General features: G+C 57.0%; 18 protein-coding genes and 1 riboswitch. Of the genes, 7 read left to right on the top strand and 11 right to left on the bottom strand.

From position 1 onward, the window contains the following. Positions 1-3: 3 nt before the first annotated feature. The 5 genes from K7H21_RS09065 to dalD form a co-directional block, all read right to left on the bottom strand. Positions 4-1,158, bottom strand: a complete 1,155-nt coding sequence (locus tag K7H21_RS09065) for a mandelate racemase family protein (protein WP_004122673.1) — start codon at positions 1,156-1,158, stop codon at positions 4-6. Between the two features lie 298 nt (positions 1,159-1,456). After that, positions 1,457-2,119 (bottom strand): HAD family hydrolase, encoded by a 663-nt coding sequence (locus K7H21_RS09060; protein WP_142446787.1) that lies wholly within the window; start codon positions 2,117-2,119, stop codon positions 1,457-1,459. Between the two features lie 48 nt (positions 2,120-2,167). Then, on the bottom strand, positions 2,168-3,445 hold the full coding sequence (gene dalT / locus K7H21_RS09055; protein WP_004122677.1) for a D-arabinitol transporter: 1,278 nt from the start codon (positions 3,443-3,445) through the stop codon (positions 2,168-2,170). Positions 3,446-3,513: 68 nt separating this feature from the next. After that, a complete protein-coding gene (gene xylB / locus K7H21_RS09050) occupies positions 3,514-4,977 on the bottom strand; it encodes a xylulokinase (protein WP_004122679.1) in 1,464 nt (487 codons plus the stop codon). Positions 4,978-4,986: 9 nt separating this feature from the next. Next, a complete protein-coding gene (gene dalD, locus K7H21_RS09045) occupies positions 4,987-6,354 on the bottom strand; it encodes a D-arabinitol 4-dehydrogenase (RefSeq protein WP_004122681.1) in 1,368 nt (455 codons plus the stop codon). 206 nt (positions 6,355-6,560) lie between these two features. Between dalD and K7H21_RS09040 the strand changes: the two genes are divergently transcribed. Then, positions 6,561-7,502 (top strand): sugar-binding transcriptional regulator, encoded by a 942-nt coding sequence (locus K7H21_RS09040; protein ID WP_004122682.1) that lies wholly within the window; start codon positions 6,561-6,563, stop codon positions 7,500-7,502. A 21-nt stretch (positions 7,503-7,523) separates the two neighbouring features. Here K7H21_RS09040 and K7H21_RS09035 read toward each other — a convergent pair whose 3' ends face one another. Further along, a complete protein-coding gene (locus K7H21_RS09035; protein ID WP_087829107.1) occupies positions 7,524-8,525 on the bottom strand; it encodes a LacI family DNA-binding transcriptional regulator in 1,002 nt (333 codons plus the stop codon). 257 nt (positions 8,526-8,782) lie between these two features. Here K7H21_RS09035 and K7H21_RS09030 point away from each other — a divergent pair, with 257 nt between their 5' ends. Together K7H21_RS09030 and K7H21_RS09025 are read left to right on the top strand one after the other, a co-directional pair. Beyond that, complete coding sequence (locus K7H21_RS09030; RefSeq protein WP_170100805.1) at positions 8,783-9,532, top strand: SDR family oxidoreductase; 750 nt, start codon at positions 8,783-8,785, stop codon at positions 9,530-9,532. A 30-nt stretch (positions 9,533-9,562) separates the two neighbouring features. Next, positions 9,563-11,170: an FGGY-family carbohydrate kinase gene (locus tag K7H21_RS09025; protein ID WP_004122686.1), complete on the top strand. Its 1,608-nt coding sequence runs from the start codon at positions 9,563-9,565 to the stop codon at positions 11,168-11,170. A 137-nt stretch (positions 11,171-11,307) separates the two neighbouring features. On the opposite strand, the gene fbaB is transcribed toward K7H21_RS09025, so the two are convergent. Further along, a complete protein-coding gene (gene fbaB / locus K7H21_RS09020) occupies positions 11,308-12,360 on the bottom strand; it encodes a class I fructose-bisphosphate aldolase (RefSeq protein ID WP_004103793.1) in 1,053 nt (350 codons plus the stop codon). Between the two features lie 248 nt (positions 12,361-12,608). On the opposite strand from fbaB, the gene K7H21_RS09015 reads away from it, so the two are divergent. From K7H21_RS09015 to K7H21_RS09005, 3 genes are read left to right on the top strand one after another with little or no spacing between them, the layout of a single operon-like run. Beyond that, entirely contained in the window at positions 12,609-13,892 is a 1,284-nt protein-coding gene (locus K7H21_RS09015; RefSeq protein WP_032741899.1) for a nucleoside permease, read from the top strand. Beyond that, complete coding sequence (locus tag K7H21_RS09010) at positions 13,889-14,893, top strand: ADP-ribosylglycohydrolase family protein (protein ID WP_087829108.1); 1,005 nt, start codon at positions 13,889-13,891, stop codon at positions 14,891-14,893. The genes K7H21_RS09015 and K7H21_RS09010 overlap by 4 nt, the downstream gene beginning before the upstream one ends. After that, positions 14,890-15,846, top strand: coding sequence for a PfkB family carbohydrate kinase (locus tag K7H21_RS09005; protein WP_004122691.1), 957 nt, complete (start codon positions 14,890-14,892; stop codon positions 15,844-15,846). Before K7H21_RS09010 ends, K7H21_RS09005 begins: the two co-directional genes overlap by 4 nt. Here the strand turns inward: K7H21_RS09005 and K7H21_RS09000 are convergent. The 4 genes from K7H21_RS09000 to K7H21_RS08985 all read right to left on the bottom strand — a co-directional run bounded on the left by K7H21_RS09000 (position 15,820) and on the right by K7H21_RS08985 (position 18,913). Further along, positions 15,820-16,566 (bottom strand): GntR family transcriptional regulator, encoded by a 747-nt coding sequence (locus K7H21_RS09000; RefSeq protein ID WP_087829109.1) that lies wholly within the window; start codon positions 16,564-16,566, stop codon positions 15,820-15,822. The two genes, K7H21_RS09005 and K7H21_RS09000, sit on opposite strands and share 27 nt — an antisense overlap. Positions 16,567-16,622: 56 nt before the next feature. Continuing rightward, entirely contained in the window at positions 16,623-17,423 is an 801-nt protein-coding gene (thiD, locus tag K7H21_RS08995) for a bifunctional hydroxymethylpyrimidine kinase/phosphomethylpyrimidine kinase (protein WP_004122696.1), read from the bottom strand. After that, positions 17,420-18,193 (bottom strand): hydroxyethylthiazole kinase, encoded by a 774-nt coding sequence (thiM, locus tag K7H21_RS08990; RefSeq protein WP_142446777.1) that lies wholly within the window; start codon positions 18,191-18,193, stop codon positions 17,420-17,422. The genes thiD and thiM overlap by 4 nt, the downstream gene beginning before the upstream one ends. A gap of 34 nt (positions 18,194-18,227) precedes the next feature. Next, a riboswitch (TPP riboswitch) is annotated at positions 18,228-18,324 on the bottom strand. 154 nt (positions 18,325-18,478) lie between these two features. After that, positions 18,479-18,913, bottom strand: coding sequence for a hypothetical protein (locus K7H21_RS08985; RefSeq protein WP_142444964.1), 435 nt, complete (start codon positions 18,911-18,913; stop codon positions 18,479-18,481). Between the two features lie 163 nt (positions 18,914-19,076). Between K7H21_RS08985 and K7H21_RS08980 the strand changes: the two genes are divergently transcribed. Next, on the top strand, positions 19,077-19,526 hold the full coding sequence (locus K7H21_RS08980; protein ID WP_228751071.1) for a PAAR domain-containing protein: 450 nt from the start codon (positions 19,077-19,079) through the stop codon (positions 19,524-19,526). The last annotated feature ends 2 nt before the right edge of the window (positions 19,527-19,528 follow it).

Genomic DNA, 19,528 nt, shown 5'->3' with positions numbered 1-19,528 from the left:
GAATCAGTCGTGGCTAACGGTGTTGGCTTCGATATACGCAAAATTAATGTCTTCGCCGAGACCCGGACGCTGTGACAAATGCACAAAACCCTGGTCATCCATGGGGTCGACAATACTGTTGAGATAGGCCGCCGGCTCATCGTAGTCGAGGAATGGATGCAGCAGGCCGCGCTCGTACCAGCGGCAATTGCGGATCGCGCCGACTACCGCCAGGCTTGCCGCGCCGTTGCCGTGGACTTCGCAATCCATGCCGAAGGATTCCGCCAGCGCCGCCACCTTCATGGTGGGGGTAATACCGCCCACGCCGTTGGCCCCGGCGCGCAGGATGTCGCAGGCTCCGGCTTTCACCCACTCGGCGCGCATGCGGTGCTTGCCGCCGAAGCTCTCCGGTCCGACGATGGGAATTGACAGGTTTTCCGCCAGCCAGGCGTAGGAGGACATCGAATCCTCCTCCATCGGCTCTTCAAACCAGGCGAAGTTGAGTTTTTCCAGTTCTTTGCCAATCCACAGCGCCTCGGCGCGGCTGTACCAGTGATAACCGTCAATCATCAGGTCGATATCCGGCCCTACCGCTTCGCGCACCGCCGCGCAGGCTTTAATGTCCATCTTCGGATTGGGCGCAAAAGCGATCGGCGGCATCCAGGTGTGCAGCTTGATGGCCTTGTAGCCGCGGGCAACCAGCTTTTCGGCAAAAGCAGCATACTCTTCCGGGGTCGACAGACCGCCAGGCAGATCGTCGCCGCACATGGTGCTGCCGTAGGCGGGAACGGTATCGCGATAGCCGCCGAGCAGCTTATACACTGGCATATTGAGCTTGCGACCAATCAGGTCCCACAGCGCCTGTTCCACAAACGACAGCGCGCGCTCGGTCAACTGATGGGCGCTGCCGCGCTGCCAGTGGTTAAGATCCTGCCAGATACGCTCGCGGTTAAACGGGTCCTGCCCCACCATCACCTTGCGAAAAAAGGTGTTCACCACGAACGGGCGTACCACTTCCGGCGGCGCAAACGAAAAACCCCGGGTGCCATCATCGGCGGTAATGGTCAGCATCGCCATTTTCGCCATGCTTTCCGCTCCAGGATGGGAGTGTCCGGCGCTGTCGGAAACCCGACGCGTGGGATACTGGAAAACGGTGACATTTACAGATTCAATTTTCATGCTCGGTCCTTATCACGGCCAAATCCGATCTATAGAGTTAAATCGGTAAAGTGGTTTCACATTATTGAAAATACGTTTCAATATCTAATCTAAGCACAATTACGTAGCAGTGCCTCGGACAAACACCGCTAAGCAAGGCAATAAATTTGGGCATTGGCACAACAGGACGTGACTGTTTTCACAAAAGATGGGCGATATGTGAGAAGGATCGGCATAGTGAAAAAGGGGGCGTGAGCGCAGAAAAGAGAGTGACCGACCGGGTACATCCCGAGATGTTCTGCGCCCACGAAAGAGTCAGTTATTCGACCGCTTCCGCCGCTGCGTTGAGGTTTTCCAGCAGCTCAGGTAAAGCCTGATAGCGGCCAGCGGCGGCCTGGAAGCGCGCATGCTGGCTATCTTCGGCAATAATCACCGTGGCGATACCTGCGGCCTGGGCCGCGCTAAAGCCGTTGAAACTATCTTCAATCACCAGGCACCGGCTGGCGTCGAGATTGAGCTTACGCAACGTCGTCAGATACACCGCCGGATGCGGCTTGCCCTGCGCTTCATCATCCGCGCTGGAGATAACGTCAAAATAGTGCCAGAGCGAGAGCTTGTTCAGCACCGCGGAGATAACCTGACGGGATGAAGAAGTAGCGAGCGCAATCTTATAGCCCGCGTGGCGAAAATAGCGTAACGCCTCGCGCACCCCGCGCATCGGCTCGCCTTCGGCGGCGATCAGGCCGATGATACGCTGCAGTATGGCGTCTTCAAGCCGCTGCGGGGCGAGGTCAAGCTGACAATACTGACACCAGGTACGGGCAATGTCGTCAAGGCGTTTACCTTTGGTCAGCCTTTCGCACTCCTCATCGCTCGCCGTTGCCCCCCAGCGGGCGAGGGCTTCGATCTGCGCCCGCCGCCACAGGGATTCGGAATCAATAATGACGCCATCCATGTCAAAAATTACTGCCTGAATACTCATCATCCACCTCGTTAAGGCTGGCATGCCGGGCATGCCAGCCGCATTATCTTAAGAGAACTCCACCTGCTCGCCGGCCGGCGCTTCCTTGCGGGTAAAACCCGGCTGCTCGACGTGAATAAACGCGCAGAGGAAAAAGGCCGCCACGTACAGCGCGGTATAGGCGATCACCACCCCGATGGTGCTGAAGAACGGCAGCAAAATCACCGCAATGGCCGGTGCGAGAAAGTTCGACATCCCCGCCGACAGGTTGTAAACCGAAATAGCCGCCCCTTTGTGCTGTGGCTCCAGCGCCGGGAAGACCGCCGCCAGCGGTACGAAGGCGGCGACAAAGATCCCCAGGGCAATGGCCGGAATCATCGCCATCGCGAAATTATGTCCGAAGTGCTGCGGAATGTAGTAAAACGCCAGGCTGGAGAGCGCCATGCCGATGCAGCCAAACCAGCGCACCACCTTCATCCAGCCCAGTTTTTCCCCCAGAATGCCCCACAGCACGTTAGAGAAAATGGTGGTGAAGAAGAATACCGCCCACACCTGCAGCCACTCGGAGGTGGTAAAGCCCAGCTCATCGACAAACATCATCGGCATAATTACCGCAAAGCCAAACAGCGAGAGGGTATTGATAATCCGCACCATGCTCGACAGCAGAATATTGCGGTTGGTATAGAGCAACGTCGCCGCCCGCCCCAACTCGGAAAACTTCTCGCGAGTGGTCAGGTTCTGCATATGGCGCGGCGTTTGAATATGGCGCAGGGAAGCCAGCGCGATGATGCCGCCGGTGACGCAAAAAGCCAGCGCCAGCCATAGCGTCCCCAGCTCGCCGATATGCGGAATGGTAAAGCTCGGAATATAGCTGCCGAAAACGCCGATACCGATCGAGTAAACCGCCCAGAACCAGCCGATCGCCGAGCTAGCGTTATCGCTTTTCACGTTGTGGATAATGGCAACGATAAACGAGTAGAGGAACAGCGGATACGCGAAGCCGCGGATACCGTAGAAAACGAGGATCAGCGCATAGTTCGCGTGGCCGAGGCCGAAGACGAGAAACAGTACGTGGAACACGCACCACAGCACGAAGCCAATCATCATGGTTTTCAGCGGGGTAATGATTTCCGCCACCACGCCGGAGATCCACGCCGACAGCGCGGCGGCCAGGCCGTAGAGGGTAAAAGCAAATGAAGCCTGCGCCGGGGAAAAACCGAGCTCTTTGATGTAATGCGAGAGAAATGCCAGTTCAAAACCGTCGCCGGTCATGAATACGGCAATGGCGATGTATCCCCAGAGCAGGTTCAGGGGTAAGCCGAGCCACTGTTTATTATTGATAGACATAATGACCTCGTTTTAGGGTACAGGAGGCCGTTCCGGTAAGTTCACCGGAACGGTTATCGTGATAAAAATTAGTGCTTCCGGTAGTTCAGATCGTTTAAATACAAGGAGTTAAACTGTGCGTAGCGCTGCATCAGGGTCTGATGGCGTGCCGGGTCAGCGCGCCAGGTCTGCCAGACCTCCGGTTTTTCACACACCGCGGCAAGCGGTTTGCCCGCCGCCAGGCAGGCCAGCCGCGCCGCGCCCAGCGCCCCGCCGGTCTCTCCGCCTTTGTGGGTCACCACCGGCATATCGAGAATATCGGCCAACAGCTGCGCCCAGAACGGGCTGCGGGCGCCGCCGCCAACCAGCGAACATTGTTCGATCCGCGTCCCGCTCTCTTTCAGCACCCGCAGGCCGTCATTGATGCCAAAGCTCACCCCTTCCAGCACCGCGTAGCCGAGCTGGGCGCGCAGGCTGGAGTGGGTCATGCCCCAGAACATGCCGCGCGCGTCAGGATCGTTGTGCGGGGTACGTTCGCCGGAGAGATAGGGTAAGAAGAACGGCGCATGGGCCTTCTCCTCCTCGCTAAGTTGGGCAATCTCCTCCAGCAGCGCTACCTCCGTAGTGCCGGTCAGGCGGCAGAACCACTGCAAACAGCTGGCGGCGCTGAGCATGACGCTCATCTGATGCCACAGATTCGGCAGAACGTGACAAAAGGCGTGTACCGCCGACTGCGGCGCTGGACGATAGGCGTCGGTCACCACAAACAGCACCCCGGAGGTGCCGAGCGAAATAAACGCGTCTCCCGGCGAGACCGCGCCGACGCCGATGGCGCTGACCGCGTTATCGCCGCCGCCGCCGGCAACCGCTACCGAGGGGTTCAGCCCCCAGCGCTCGGCCACCTGCGGGTCAAGCGTGGCGGACACCTCGCAGCCTTCGACCAGTGTCGGCATCTGGCTGCGCGCCAGGCCGCACTTATCCAACAGAGAGTCGGACCAGTCGCGCTTCGCCACGTCCAGCCACAGCGTCCCGGCGGCGTCCGACATATCGGAGACTTTCTTACCGGTCATCCGATAGCGCAGATAATCCTTCGGCAGTAGCACCGTGGCGGTGCGCTGAAAGTAGTGCGGCTCGTGGCGGCGAACCCACAGCAGCTTCGGTGCAGTAAAGCCCGGCATCGCCAGGTTTCCCGCCACCTGATGCAGCTCCGGCGCCATCTCTTCCAGCTCCGCGCACTCTGCGGCGCAGCGGGTGTCGTTCCACAGAATGGCCGGGCGAATCACCTCCCCCTCGTCATCCAGCAGGACCGCGCCGTGCATCTGCCCGGAAAGACCGATGGCTTTAATGGCCGGCCAGTGCTGGGCGCATTTTTCCCGCAGCGTGGCCATCAAATACTCCGTCGCCTCCCACCATGACTGCGGCGATTGTTCTGACCAGTGCGGATGGGGACGCTGAATACTCAGCGGTGCGCTATGGCTGGCGATAACTTCATTGTTCTCATCAATGACCAGCGCTTTGACTTCCGATGTGCCGAGATCGATACCCAGATACATAGCCACCTCTTAGTTAATCAGCGTATAAACTGCGGCGATCTTCTCGCGCATCAGCGCCAGGAAATCGACATTGTCGGCAAGCGTGCCAAACAGCGCTGTATTACGGGCGTACAGGGCCACCGGATCCTGAGCTTCAAACATTTCATGTACCGCCTGAGCGTCGAGGATGCCGTCCTGGTACTGATACGGCAGGGTTCCTTTATGCCACTGTTCCATAAAGACGAAGAACAGCGCGGGCAGCATGGCGGTCGCTTCCGGGCGGACGCCGCGCTGGTAGCACTCCTGCAGGGTTGGCGCGATCATCGCCGGAATTTTCGAGAAGCCATCGGCGGCGACGCGCTGGTTGGTGTCCTGGATATACGGGTTGGTAAAGCGCTTGAGCACCACGTCACGATAGGTCGGCAGGTCAATGCCGTTATCGCCGAGGCACGGAATCACATCCTCGGTGACGTAGCGGTCGGCAATGGCGTAGATGAAGTCGGTCAGCGTACTTTCATGAATATACTGCTGGCCGATTAACGTCCCCGCCCACGCGATGCAGCTATGCGAAGCGTTCAGTATGCGGATTTTCGCCTCTTCATAAGGGATCACCGATGCAACCATCTCCACGCCGACCGCTTCCAGGTTCGGGCGTTCATCGCGGAAGTTGTTTTCCACTACCCACTGGATAAAGGTCTCGCCCATCACCGGCGCTTTATCGTCAATACCGGTTTGCGCTTTGATGCGCGCGGGCAGGTCAGCCGCCGGACGCGGTGTAATGCGGTCGACCATGGTATTCGGACAGGTGGTGTTGACGGCCATCCAGTCAATCACCGCCTGCTTGCCGGTTAGCTGCAGGAACTCAACCATGCCGTCGTGAAAGCGTTCGCCGTTATGGCGCACGTTATCGCAGTTCAGCAGGGTCAGCGGCCCGGCGTTGTCGGCCATGCGCTTTTCCAGAATCCGCGCAAGGGTGCCGTAAATGGTTTTGCACTCCCCTGCCAGATCCGCCTGCAAATCGGGGTTGCTGGTTTCCAGCTGATGGCGGGTATTCAGGTAGTAGCCCCCTTCCGTCACGGTAAAGGCGATAACTTTGGTCTGCGGGTTTGCCCCTTCGTTAATCAGCGGCTGCAGCCCGGCCTGCCACGGCAGCAATTTTTGAATGGAGGTGATTTCTTCATATTCGCGCTCCCCTTCCGGGCTGACGGTTTCCAGCACGTAGCGTCCACCCTGCGCCGCCAGCGCCTGGACCACCTGCTCGGCGTCGTTGCGAATATTCCCCGCCGCGATATGCCAGCGCTTATCTCCGGAAGCGATCAAACGATGCAGATACCACGCCTGGTGAGCGCGATGAAAAGAACCCAGACCAATGTGAAGCCATGTGAATTTATTGTTCATGTTCTGATCTCCTTGAGTTGATGGGCTCACTGTAATTGATCATTTGACCAAAATAAGAGCCATGGATCACAAAAGAACAATTACCCAAACAAATTACAAATGACCAAAAAAGAGCAAAAGCTTGCCAGTTATCCTGACCACGGCCAGAATGCGGGTATTCGCCGGGTGAAATTATCGCCGCGGCCAGCAACTTAGGGCGGGAAACCATGAGCAAAGAAGACGATATCCGGCTGGATCAGAAGGTCCGCGCCGCATGGATGTACTATATCGCCGGGCAGAATCAGAGCGAGATCGCCAGCCAGCTTGGCACCTCGAGGCCGGTGGTGCAGCGGCTGATCGCCGCCGCGAAAGAAGAAGGGATCGTGTCGATTAGCCTGCACCATCCGGTGGCTAACTGCCTCGATTACGCACAATTGCTGCAGGAGAAGTACCGGCTCATCGAGTGCAATGTCGTGCCCGCCTTTAACGAAGAAAGCACCCTCGATAGCGTGTCGTTCGGCTGCTATCAGCTGATGGCCCGCTATCTGCAGGATGATAAAGAGAAAATCATCGGTCTGGGTTCCGGCCTGACCCTAAAAAAAGCGCTGCAGCGCATCGATTTCGATAGCCAGAATACCCGCTGCGTGGCGCTAATCAGCGCCATGGACGCCGACGGACAGTGCAACTATTACGATGACGTCCCGCTGCTGCTGACCAGCAAAATTAAGGCCAAATACTATCAGTGGCCCGCGCCGCGCTACGCGCAAACTCAGGAGGAGTACGACATGTGGTGCACCAGCCGGCTGTTCCGCAGCGTTTCCGCCGTCGCCCGCCAGGCGGACGTTATTTTTGTCGGCATTGGGCCATTAGGTACCCAAAGCCCCATCTTCAAAGACGGCTTTATCAATCAGGCGCAGATGGATGAGCTGACCGCCCGCGGCGGCATCGGCGAGATTATGGGGCGCTTTATTGATGCCGAAGGCGGCGTGGTTGACAGCGAAATCAACAGAATGATTACCAGCTATGACATTCGCCAGAACCAGTGCCCGCGCATCGCGGTGGCGTGCGGCGAGTACAAACGTCCGGCGATTCTGGCGGCGCTTAAAGGCGGCTGGATCAATGGCCTGGTGACCGATGAACATACCGCCCGCTGGCTGCTGACGCGCTAACGTCAACCGCCAGAAAGCGGCTTAGCGGCTGCTCATCAACAGCGGCGGAATTTCAATCCGCTGCTGGCTGGCATCGCCGGAATCGATAATCTGAAACACCGCTTCCAGCATCGCCGGTACGTCCTGCTGCACCATGTCGATATCGTGCCCTAGCAGATAGACAAACGGGTCCCAGTCAAAGCAGCCCATCGGCGGCTGTTCGCTACCGGTCAGCCCCGCCTGCGATAGCCAGCGCACCACCCCTTCCAGCGATATCGTCGAGTTGACAAATATCCCCGGCAAGTGGGTCTCCGCTGCGCCAAACCGCTCTTGCAGGCAGGCCTCGACTTTACCTTTCGAATAACCGGGCGCCAGGATGTTCTCCTGCGGCACGCTCAACCCCAGCTCCCGATGCGCATCGTGAAAGCCGCGTAAACGCTCGCTGGTATTATGGTCGCCGCTGCGTCCACCAATAAAGGTCAGCGGCGCAAGCGCCCCCCGGCGGCGAGCGCTATTGGCGAGGATTTTTTGGGTCAGCGCCTTCGCGCCGCCGTAGTTATCCGATATTACCGACGGGGCGACAGACCCCGGCAGGTCGAGATTGACCGTGGGCACGCCTGCCTGCTGGCACAGGGCGGTAATTTTGTCCGGATTGGTTGCCCCGGTCGCCACCACCCAGTCAACCTGCCAGGAGAGCATCGCTTTTACCGCTTCAATTTCCAGCTCCGGGCTACGACGCGTACAGGTGATGATCGGCAGCAGGCCGCGCTCGCGGGCCATCTCCTCAAAGCGCTCGGCGACCGAACCGAAATAGCGGTTATCGTATTTGGGGACAATCATGCCAATGACGTGCGATTTTTTACTGCGCAGCATGCTGGCCTGGCGGTTAATGGCATATCCCTGCTCCTCGGCAATCCGCGTCACCTTTTCGGCAAGCTTTGCGCTGATACGGCGCTTTTTCCAGTTGCCGTTGAGGATAGCGCTCACCGCGCTCGCCGAAACGCCGGAAAGTTCCGCCAGGTCGTAAATCGTGATTTTCTTCATTTTCCCAACTTGCGTCACAAAATCATTTCGCTGTTAATTTCCCCACTTGCTCAATCGATGAAGCTAGCGCAACATGAGCTTCATCGATTGAGCTTCCATTCGACTTTCCGAAGTATTAACGCATTCAGCATTAATATTCCAGAAAAACTCAAGAAATGACGCTCATATTCAATACCTTAACAAGTTTTTGTCTTTAACGTCGAACGCGATGCCCTCGCGCTCGATAGTGCCAACCAAACTCTGTAAAGGATTATAAAATGAACCACTCTGTCTCCTCTATGAATACTTCCCTCAGCGGTAAAGTTGCTGCTATCACCGGCGCGGCGTCCGGTATCGGCCTCGAATGCGCGAAAACCCTGCTCGGGGCTGGCGCAAAAGTGGTGCTTATCGACCGCGAAGGGGAAAAGCTCAACAAACTTGTCGCCGAACTCGGCGAAAACGCCTTCGCCCTGCAGGTTGACCTGATGCGGGCGGATCAGGTTGATAACCTTCTGCAGGGAATTTTGCAGCTCACCGGGCGTCTTGATATTTTCCACGCCAACGCCGGAGCCTATATCGGCGGGCCGGTGGCCGAGGGCGACCCGGACGTCTGGGATCGCGTGCTGCACCTCAATACCAACGCCGCCTTCCGCTGCGTGCGCAGCGTCCTGCCGCATCTTATCGCGCAAAAGTCCGGGGACATTATCTTCACCAGCTCTATCGCGGGCGTGGTACCGGTGATCTGGGAGCCTATCTATACCGCGTCGAAATTTGCCGTTCAGGCGTTTGTGCATACCACCCGCCGCCAGGTTTCCCAGTACGGCGTGCGCGTCGGCGCCGTGCTGCCGGGCCCGGTAGTCACCGCCCTGCTGGACGACTGGCCGAAAGCCAAAATGGACGAAGCGCTGGCCAACGGCAGCCTGATGCAGCCGATTGAAGTGGCCGAGTCAGTGCTGTTTATGGTGACGCGGTCGAAAAACGTCACCGTACGCGACATCGTGATCCTGCCGAACAGCGTGGATCTCTGACCGTTCAACCAGCCTGTGTGAGAGGATTTTATGCAAAGCGATACGCAACATATTATTGGCGTCGATGTCGGTTCGGGCAGCGTTCGCGCCGGAGTGTTCAATCTGCGGGGAGACCTTGTCGCCCACGCAACCCGGGAAATTACCCTATTTCGCAGTGCCGGAAATGTGGTGGAACAGTCGAGCCGCGAGATCTGGCAGGCGGTGTGCTACTGCATTAAAACGGCGGTGGCCAGCGCCGGCGTCGCGCCGTCCTCGGTTGCCGGTATCGGCTTCGATGCCACCTGCTCGCTGGTGGTGATCGGTGAAAACGATGCGCCGCTGGCGGTCGGTCCTTCGGAAGACCCGGATCGCAATATCATCGTCTGGATGGATCACCGCGCCACCGGGCAGGCGGAAAAAATTAACGCCACGGGCCACGCGGTATTGCGGTACGTCGGCGGTAAAATCTCGCCAGAGATGGAAACGCCGAAAATTCTCTGGCTGAAGGAGAACCGCCCGCACACTTATCAGCAGGCGCGCCACTTCTTCGATCTTGCGGATTATCTGACCTGGCGCTCAAGCGGCGATTTAGCCCGCTCGGCGTGCACCGTGACCTGTAAATGGACCTACCTGGCGCATGAACAACGCTGGGACGCCGGGTACTTCCGCCAGATTGGCCTCGAAGAGCTGGCGGATGAAGATTTTGTCCGCATCGGCCAGCGTATTGTCGATCCGGGAACCCCCTGCGGCGACGGCCTCTGCGCCACGGCGGCAGAGGAGATGGGCCTGCCCGTCGGTACTCCGGTGGCGGTCGGTATGATCGATGCCCACGCGGGTGGTATCGGCACCGTCGGCGTGCTTAACGGCGCGGTCAATAACATGGCCTACGTTTTCGGCACCTCCTCCTGCACCATGACCACCACTCAGGAAGCGGTGTTCGTGCCCGGCGTCTGGGGACCATATTACTCGGCGATGGTGCCAGGGTTCTGGCTGAGCGAAGGCGGACAGAGCGCGGCCGGAGCGGCCATCGACCAGTTGCTGAGCTTCCATCCCGCCGCCGCCGAGGCTAAGGCGCTGGCCAAGGCGCGCGGCGTCCCGCTACCGGTTTATCTTGCCGATAGCGTGCTGGCGAAAGTGGAAAGTTCTTCTGCTGCGGTCACACTCGCCGCCGGGCTGCACGTGGTGCCTGAATTTTTAGGTAATCGGGCGCCGCTGGCCGACCCGCACGCGAAAGCAATTATCGCCGGGCTGGGGATGGAGCGGGACCTGGACAACCTGATGGCGCTCTACGTCGCCGGGCTGTGCGGGATCGGTTACGGCCTGCGGCAGATTATTGACGCGCAGAAGGCGTGCGGCATCCGCAGCGAGAATATCATCATTAGCGGCGGTGCCGGACAGCATCCGCTGGTGCGTCAGCTATTAGCCGATGCCTGCGGCGTTACCGTAGTTAGCACCGCCAGCAGCGAGCCGGTACTGTTAGGTTCGGCCATCCTCGGCGCGGTAGCAGGTAAAGTCGCCCCTTCCCTACCGGAAGCGATGAAGCAGTTTACGCGGGTGGATAAAACCTATCGCTGCGTAGAACAATTTAGCGCCGATCATCAGCGGCGCTATGAAGCATATAAAACGCTACAGCACACGGCGCGGCTAATTCGCGAATAAGCGGGATCCCGGAGGCGGCGCTTGGCGCGCCTGTCCGGGCTACCAGCCCGCAGACAGCGGTGAACCGGTAGCGCGGCCAGGCGCAGCGCCGCCGGGAAAGACAGACGACGCTGCGGCTTTACAGGGTTATATAGCCGTTAAGCAATGGTGACTTTGCCGTCCAGATAGACATCCTGCACGGCATTGATCAGCTTCACACCGTCGGCCATCGATTTTTTAAACGCCTTACGTCCGAGGATCAGCCCCATGCCGCCCGCGCGCTTATTGATAACCGCCGTGCGCACCGCGTCGGACAGATCGGTTTCGCCGCCCGCCGCGCCGCCGGAGTTAATCAGCCCGGCACGGCCCATATAGCAGTTCGCCAGTTGGTAACGCACCAGATCGATCGGATTATCGCTGGTGAGCTTGCTGTAAACCCGATCGTCGGTATAGCCGAAGTTCACCGCTTTATAGCCGCCGTTATTTTCCGCCATTTTCTGCTTCACGATATCCGCGCCGATGGTCGCCGCCAGGTGGTTGGCCTGACCGGTTAAGTCAGCGGAGACGTGATAGTCGACGCCATCTTTCTTAAACGCCGAATTACGCAGATAGGCCCACAGTACGGTCACCAGACCCAGTTCGTGCGCGCGTTCAAACGCAGCGGAGATTTCTTCGATTTGCCGACGAGACTGTTCGGAACCGAAATAGATCGTCGCCCCGACCGCCACGGCGCCCATATTGAACGCCTGCTCAACGCTGGCGTACAGCGTCTGATCGTATTCGGTCGGGTAGCTCAGCGTTTCGTTGTGGTTCAGTTTGACCAGGAAGGGGATACGGTGCGCATAGCGGCGCGACACCGAGGCCAGCACGCCATAGGTGGAGGCCACGCAGTTACAACCGGCCTCAATGGCCAGTTCGACGATATTTTTCGGATCAAAGTACAGCGGGTTGGCGGCAAATGAGGCGCCAGCAGAATGCTCTACGCCCTGATCGACCGGCAGGATCGACAAATACCCGGTTCCCGCCAGGCGGCCGGTGTTATACAGGGTTTGCATATTACGCAGCACCGCCGGCGGACGATTGTTATCCACCATCACCCGATCGACATAATCCGCCCCCGGTAAATAGAGCTGGTCGGCTGGAATTGTCATACAGCGGTGCTGTAAAAGCGTGTCGGCATCTTTGCCAAGCAACTGCGTAATATCAGTCATAGCTATCTCCCGTAAGTGCCGGTCGAAACCGGCATGCGTTTTCCCAACCCAATTATTTTGGGCAGCAATAAGTCTGGTATCGAAAGTGGGATTTTTCCATTGCAGAGGGATTTTTAAATGTCATCCACTGACATCATCCATAACCGGGAAAATGTTATATCGGTCAAAGTTCCACCCCAAAGGTATTTAAAAGGTATTATATAATGGTATTGTTATTACGTACCTTACCTATCATGAAGGATTTAAAGATGAAAACTACAGTAAAGCTGTCATTCATGATGTTCATTGAGTGGTTTATCTGGGGCGCGTGGTTTGTCCCTTTATGGTTATGGCTGAATAAAAGCGGATTTACCGCTGGTGAAATTGGCTGGTCCTATGCCTGTACCGCCATTGCGGCGATCCTTTCGCCGATCCTCGTAGGTTCATTGACCGATCGCTTTTTCTCAGCGCAGAAAGTGCTGGCCGTACTGATGTTTGTCGGCGCGGTATTAATGTATTTCGCCGCGCAGCAAACCACCTTCAGCGGCTTCTTCCCGTTGTTGCTGGCCTATTCCCTCACGTATATGCCGACCATTGCACTGACCAACAGCATCGCTTTTGCCAACGTGCCGGATGTCGAACGTGATTTTCCCCGCATTCGCGTGATGGGCACCATTGGCTGGATTGTCTCAGGCCTGGTCTGCGGCTTTCTGCCACAAATGATGGGCTATAGCGATATTTCTCCGACCAATATCCCTTTGTTGATCACTGCTGGCAGCTCGGTGCTGCTGGGTATTTTTGCCTTTATGCTGCCCGATACGCCGCCGAAGAGTACCGGCAAGCTGGATTTAAAAGTGATGCTGGGGTTGGACGCGCTCATCCTGTTACGTGATAAAAACTTCCTTGTGTTTTTCTTCTGCTCATTCCTGTTCGCTATGCCGCTGGCTTTCTACTACATCTTCGCCAACGGCTACCTCACGGAAGTCGGAATGCAAAACGCGACAGGATGGATGACGCTCGGCCAGTTCTCTGAAATTTTCTTCATGCTGGCACTACCGTTCTTCACCACACGCTTTGGCATTAAAAAGGTATTATTACTTGGTCTTATCACCGCGGCGATTCGTTACGGATTTTTCGTCTACGGCGGTGCAGATCAATACTTCACCTATGCCCTGCTGTTTCTTGGAATTTTGCTTCACGGCGTAAGCTACGATTTCTATTACGTTACTGCCTATATCTACGTTGATAAAAAAGCACCGGTACACATGCGTACGGCGGCGCAAGGGCTAATCACGCTCTGCTGCCAGGGGTTTGGCAGTTTACTCGGCTATCGTCTGGGCGGCGTAATGATGGAGAAAATGTTTGCTTATCAAGAGCCGGTAAATGGGTTGACCTTCAACTGGGCAGGAATGTGGGGCTTCGGCGCCGCTATGATCGCCGTTATCGCCGTGTTGTTTATGATTTTCTTTCGCGAATCGGATACAGAGATCACCGCTATTAAGGTGCAAAACGACGATTGCGATGCTGCACTGAAACAAGAGGAAGTTAAATGAAAACGGAACGTATTCTCGGCGCGCTCTACGGGCAGGCATTAGGCGATGCGATGGGCATGCCGTCTGAACTCTGGCCTCGCTCACGCGTTAAAGCTCACTTTGGGTGGATTGATCGCTTTCTACCCGGACCGGCTGAAAACAATGCAGCCTGTTACTTTAATCGTGCCGAATTTACGGATGATACATCGATGGCGCTCTGCCTCGCGGATGCCATCATTGAATGCCATGGCAAAATCTCACCAGAAGTTATCGGGCGCAATATCCTTGCCTGGGCTGAAGGGTTCGATGCGTTCAATAAAAACGTGCTGGGTCCGACTTCTAAAATTGCGCTCAATGCCATTCGCGACGCAGTACCGATCGATGAACTGGAGAACAACGGCGTCACGAATGGGGCGGCGATGCGCGTCTCACCGCTAGGCTGCCTGCTCACACCAACACAGCTAGACAGCTTTATTGATGAGGTGGCGCTGGCTTCCAGCCCCACGCATAAATCCGACCTCGCGATTGCGGGTGCCGTCGTGGTGGCGTGGGCAATCTCTCGGGCTATCGAAGGAGATAGCTGGCAGGCGATTGTCGACTCGCTGCCTGCTGTGGCACGCCAGGCGCAGGAAAAGCGGATCACCACTTTTAGTGCCTCGCTGGCTGCCAGGCTGGAGTTGGCTTTGTGCGTGGTACGTCAGGCAGATGGTATTGAATCAGCCTGTGAGGGGCTCTATCAGCGCGTTGGCGCAGGCACCAGTACCCTTGAATCCGTTCCCTGCGCAATTGCGATGGTTGAGCTGGCTGGAGGCGACCCTAACCGCTGCGCCATTCTGTGCGCAAATCTCGGTGGCGATACCGACACCATCGGCGCAATGGCAACTGCAATTTGCGGTGCACTGAGGGGGATTTCTGCTATCGACGCCACCCTGAAGCAACAGCTTGATGAAGTGAACCAACTCGACTTTACCCGCTACGCCACGGCGCTTGCACACTACCGAGAGCAACGGGAGGCATCATGAATCTGATGCAACGATTACCCACCTTAGGCAACAAGCGTCCCATCACCATCGTCGGCGCGGCGGTCATCGATGTGATTGCTGACGCTTACGCCCTCCCCTGGCGAGGCTGTGATATTGAACTGCAACAGCAAAGCGTCAATATTGGCGGCTGTGCCCTGAATATTGCGGTTGCCCTGAAACGTCTGGGAATGGAAGCCGATAACGCCCTACCCGTTGGACAAGGCGTATGGGCTGATATCATCCGTAATAACATGGCCCGGGAAGGGCTTTCCAGCCGCATCGACGGCGTCACGGGTGACAACGGCTGGTGTCTTGCGCTGGTTGAGCCGGACGGCGAACGCACGTTTATGTCGTTTAGCGGTGTTGAAAACCAGTGGAATCCCGCCTGGCTGGCGCAACTCACTGTTCCGCCGCAAAGCCTGGTGTCACTTTCTGGTTATCAACTGGCATCACCCTGCGGGGAAGTGCTGGTGCACTGGCTGGAATCTCTGCGCGATATTACGCCGTATATCGATTTCGGCCCGCGTATCGCTGATATCCCCGAGACGTTAATGCAGCGAATCATGGCCTGTAAGCCCATTGTTTCGCTGAATCGTCAGGAGGCGGAGATCGCCGCAGAGCGCTTTAGATTACCCGTGGCAACCGAAGCGGTTGGTCAGGCCTGGCTAAAGAAATTCGCAATGCCGTTGATTGTTCGTCATGACGAAGAGGGTGCATGGTACTTCAGCGCGGAAGAACAGGGGCTGGCAGCACCGTTCCCTGTGGCGGTAGTCGATACAATCGGTGCAGGTGACAGCCACGCCGGAGGGACGCTAGCCGGACTCGCCTCGGGATGGACGCTGGGCGAGTCGGTACTGCTTGGTAATGCGGTTGCGTCCTGGGTGGTAGGACATCGCGGCGGTGATTGTAGCCCAACGCGCGAAGCATTACTCCTCGCACACAAAAACGTATAGATCGCTACGACAGCGGTTGATGCTGTATTCAATCGGCCGCTGTTGTTGATCGAGTGCAACCTGATTGATAACCAGCACCGGTATTTTTTCATCCATATGAATGTGCGACTGAAATTCGGCATCCGGCATACGTGCACTGACACGCGAGCGCGTACGCTGCGGGAAGATATGCTGACTGCGAAAATAGTCATACAGCGACACGCCGATAGCATCAACATCATGAATCAGTTGGGCAGGAACCCAGGACTCTTCTATGGACACGGCCTCATCATCCACATAGCGAATTCGCTTGAGCAAAAATACATCACTTTGCGGGGCAATCGCCAATTGTGTCGCCACATCATCCGGGCAGCTCACTATCCGTTTGTTGACCCACAGAGTGTCAGGTTTTTTTCCTCTGAGCACCACCTGCTGCGAAAAACCGCGCGCCTCTTTCAATGAATACTCAAAGATATTATTGATTTGCGTACCGTAGCCGCGAGCTCGGGTCACCACCCCTTCGTCTTCCAGCGTCCGCATCGCTTTGCGAACGGTAATGCGCGACACCCCCGTCAACTGGCTCAGGTCGCGCTCGCCGGGGAGAATATTACCGTGCTCCAGCGCACCACTGCGAACAGCATTTTTAACCGTTTCAGCAAACTTCAGGTACAGCGGCGTGTTATCCGGCGCTGCAATACGCTCGTTCAGTTGTGCGATCAACAGGGTATGCGCTTGTTCCATCGTGTTTTTTCCTGGCGAAAGTCAGGAAACAGTATACTTTTCGCCAGGCATGAAGACTACCACCATACGTGAAAATGGTGTACCGGGCCGATGCCGTGCCCCACTTCCAGTGAATCGGCCTGCGCCAGCGCCGCCGAGAGCCAGCCCTTGGCTTCCGCCACGGTTCGCCCCCAATCCTCGTAACGCGGACGCAGGGCCGCCAGCGCCGCCGACAGAGTACAGCCAGTACCGTGGGTGTTTTTGGTCTGGACTCTCGGCGCGGTAAAGCGCTGCTCCCCGTCGCGGGTAAAGAGCCAGTCCGGGCTTTCCGCATCATCGAGATGGCCGCCTTTCATTAATACCGCTCCGCAGCCCATTCCCAGCAGCGCTCTGCCCTGCTCCAGCATCTCTTTTTCCGTTCTGGCATGCGGCGCATCCAGCAACGCCGCCGCTTCCGGCAGATTCGGGGTGATCAGCGAGACTTGCGGCAGCAGGCGCTGACGTAGCGTCTCCACCGCCGAGGCTGAGAGCAGCGGATCGCCGCTTTTTGCCAGCATGACGGTATCCAGCACCACGTTGGTTATCCGGTAGCGCGCCAGCCGTTCCGCCACCGCCTCGACGATATCGGTTTCCGCCAGCATCCCGATTTTGGTGGTATCGATGCGCACATCGCTGAAAACCGAATCGAGCTGCGCGGCGACAAAATCAGGCTCGATACGGTACACCGACTGGACGCCACGGGTGTTTTGCGCCACCAGCGCGGTGATGACCGAGCAGCCGTAAGCGCCCAGCGCTGAGAAGGTTTTGAGATCCGCCTGGATCCCCGCGCCGCCGCTCGGGTCGGTGCCGGCGATGGTTAACGCATTAATTCGTTTCACAGATCACCTCCCGCATAGAGTGCATCGAGGAAGGCAGGAGTAAAGCTGCCGGGGCCGCCCTGTCGCGCCGCTTTTCCCCCCGCGCGCTTCATCAGACCGCAGGCTGCGGCCACGTTTTCCAGCCGATCGCCGGGCATCGCCGCAGCGGCGGCAACCACCGCCGATAGCGCGCAGCCGGTGCCGACTACCCGGGTCATCAGCGGATCGCCGCCGGTGACCGCGCGCGTACGCTGGCCATCGGTGATGTAATCGACCTCACCGGTGACCGCGACCACGGTATTCAGTTGGCGGGCCAGCGCCTGGGCCGCGGGCAGCGCGGCGGCGGCGGTATCGGTGGTATCGACGCCACGCCCGCCGCCGCTCATTCCGGCCAGGGCCATAATTTCCGAGGCATTACCGCGAACGGCGGCAGGCTGCAGCGCCAGCAGCTCCCGGCAAAATTCTGTCCGTAAGGTCAGCGCGCCGACCGCCACCGGGTCCAGTGCCCAGGGCTTGCCCGCCTGCTGCGCGCTGCGCGCCGCCGCACGCATCGCCGCCGCGCGTTCGACGGTCAGCGTACCGACATTTATCAGCAGAGCATCGGCAATAGCGGCAAACTGGCTGGCTTCGTCCGGGTCGATAACCATCGCCGGGGATGCGCCAATCGCCAACAGGACGTTGGCGGTAAAGGTCTGCACCACGTCGTTCGTCATGCAGTGCACAAGAGGGGAATGGTGGTGAAAAAGGTGCCGCAGATGGGCAATATGCGCGGGGTTCAGCATGTCAGACATCGTTTGCTCCCGCCAGGCGATGAAGAAGCGACGACCCTGCGGTCTCTGACTTCCCTACGCTGGCATTATCCAGATCAGGTGGTACGGGTTTTTCTCAGCCCATCAGTGATGGGGCACCCCGAGTCATTTAGATTACATTTCTCTTACTTTTTGCCAGCTTAGGGGAAGTTGCTTGCTGGCGCAAGCCCATCCTCTCGGTTATCGCTTCTTCACCTTAAAAATACGCCAGTGTGCCGCTACATCACAACTCGGAATAATCCTAAGCAGCTAAACGAAGTAGATTTTTTAACTACTCTTTTTTTGGGAAAACTTGCAGTGCATACATGACCAATTATTCTTCGGGAGAATTCCATAAGCCCGATTTCCGGCGGTAACAATGGAACGCAGATGATGTTTCTTGTTATCACCTTCGTAGCATCTCGGACAGAAAGGGATTTCATCACCTTCTTTCCAGTACAATGGCGGCTTAAATACGAACGTTGATTTATCTACCAACTGTTCTTTAAGCTGCTTGTTTTTTTGTTCAGCGTCGAAAAGCAAAGTCTGCGTAGTTATCGCTTCGATTTTGGCGTTAGCAAGTTCAACCATCAGATTAGCCAGCTCAAGTTTGAGCGTGGCCTTGTCCAGTTCATCGCTGTTATTTGCCAGTTTCTGGGTGATGCTCACCGCTTTATCAAGGATTCCAACCGCTGCCGCCGTGCTTGCCAATACCCCTGCCATAACATCCTCTGCGTGAGATTTATCTAAGCGTTATTGCGCTTACTCGACCGGATAACCTTCTGTTACGAAACGCAGTTTCGCTTAAGTCTAATACTTGTTGCGGATGTGGTCATTGCTTGTAAAATGACCGCTGTGATTATTTCTATAACAAGTAGAAGGACTTATGCAGCAATACACCAACGAGCTAACCACCGAAATTATAAAATCATGCGCTCAACCACCATTCACACCAGAAGAGATCGCCACATTTGACGAAAGTACGCAGCAAGAAGTTTTAAACCTGATCACACGTTTAGCCACCTACCCTGTCAAACTAATCTTCAGGATTGCAACGGTCGGGAGCCTTACCCGTCATGGTGGCATTCTTCAAAAAGCATCAGGTAAGTGCACTGCCGGGGGATTTCAGGTTGCAAGGGTAGGAGATAAGGTTGTATACGCTGACGGAAGTGAAGCCACTATTATTTCCGGTGCTGGTGCAGCACGAGTAATGCAAGGAGCATCCGCCGCACTGGTTGGAAGTATGCTTGATAATGGCGATGAAATAATCTCAACGCCGCAATCTACCAATCGACTGGTATTCGCGAAGGTGACGAACTCCAGAATGGATTTTTAACA

This window comes from Klebsiella sp. CTHL.F3a (assembly GCF_019890895.1).
Lineage (GTDB): Bacteria > Pseudomonadota > Gammaproteobacteria > Enterobacterales > Enterobacteriaceae > Klebsiella > Klebsiella grimontii.
The sequence above is the reverse complement of the archived record's forward strand: the minus strand, read 5'-3'. Positions and strand labels throughout refer to the sequence as shown.

Bases quoted from the DNA above. Each gene is read 5' to 3' on its own strand.
- K7H21_RS09065 (WP_004122673.1), bottom strand. From the start codon at position 1,158: ATGAAAATTGAATCTGTAAATGTCACCGTTTTCCAGTATCCCACGCGT.
- K7H21_RS09060 (WP_142446787.1), bottom strand. From the start codon at position 2,119: ATGAGTATTCAGGCAGTAATTTTTGACATGGATGGCGTCATTATTGAT.
- dalT (WP_004122677.1), bottom strand. From the start codon at position 3,445: ATGTCTATCAATAATAAACAGTGGCTCGGCTTACCCCTGAACCTGCTC.
- xylB (WP_004122679.1), bottom strand. From the start codon at position 4,977: ATGTATCTGGGTATCGATCTCGGCACATCGGAAGTCAAAGCGCTGGTC.
- dalD (WP_004122681.1), bottom strand. From the start codon at position 6,354: ATGAACAATAAATTCACATGGCTTCACATTGGTCTGGGTTCTTTTCAT.
- K7H21_RS09040 (WP_004122682.1), top strand. From the start codon at position 6,561: ATGAGCAAAGAAGACGATATCCGGCTGGATCAGAAGGTCCGCGCCGCA.
- K7H21_RS09035 (WP_087829107.1), bottom strand. From the start codon at position 8,525: ATGAAGAAAATCACGATTTACGACCTGGCGGAACTTTCCGGCGTTTCG.
- K7H21_RS09030 (WP_170100805.1), top strand. From the start codon at position 8,783: ATGAACCACTCTGTCTCCTCTATGAATACTTCCCTCAGCGGTAAAGTT.
- K7H21_RS09025 (WP_004122686.1), top strand. From the start codon at position 9,563: ATGCAAAGCGATACGCAACATATTATTGGCGTCGATGTCGGTTCGGGC.
- fbaB (WP_004103793.1), bottom strand. From the start codon at position 12,360: ATGACTGATATTACGCAGTTGCTTGGCAAAGATGCCGACACGCTTTTA.
- K7H21_RS09015 (WP_032741899.1), top strand. From the start codon at position 12,609: ATGAAAACTACAGTAAAGCTGTCATTCATGATGTTCATTGAGTGGTTT.
- K7H21_RS09010 (WP_087829108.1), top strand. From the start codon at position 13,889: ATGAAAACGGAACGTATTCTCGGCGCGCTCTACGGGCAGGCATTAGGC.
- K7H21_RS09005 (WP_004122691.1), top strand. From the start codon at position 14,890: ATGAATCTGATGCAACGATTACCCACCTTAGGCAACAAGCGTCCCATC.
- K7H21_RS09000 (WP_087829109.1), bottom strand. From the start codon at position 16,566: ATGGAACAAGCGCATACCCTGTTGATCGCACAACTGAACGAGCGTATT.
- thiM (WP_142446777.1), bottom strand. From the start codon at position 18,193: ATGTCTGACATGCTGAACCCCGCGCATATTGCCCATCTGCGGCACCTT.
- K7H21_RS08985 (WP_142444964.1), bottom strand. From the start codon at position 18,913: ATGGCAGGGGTATTGGCAAGCACGGCGGCAGCGGTTGGAATCCTTGAT.
- K7H21_RS08980 (WP_228751071.1), top strand. From the start codon at position 19,077: ATGCAGCAATACACCAACGAGCTAACCACCGAAATTATAAAATCATGC.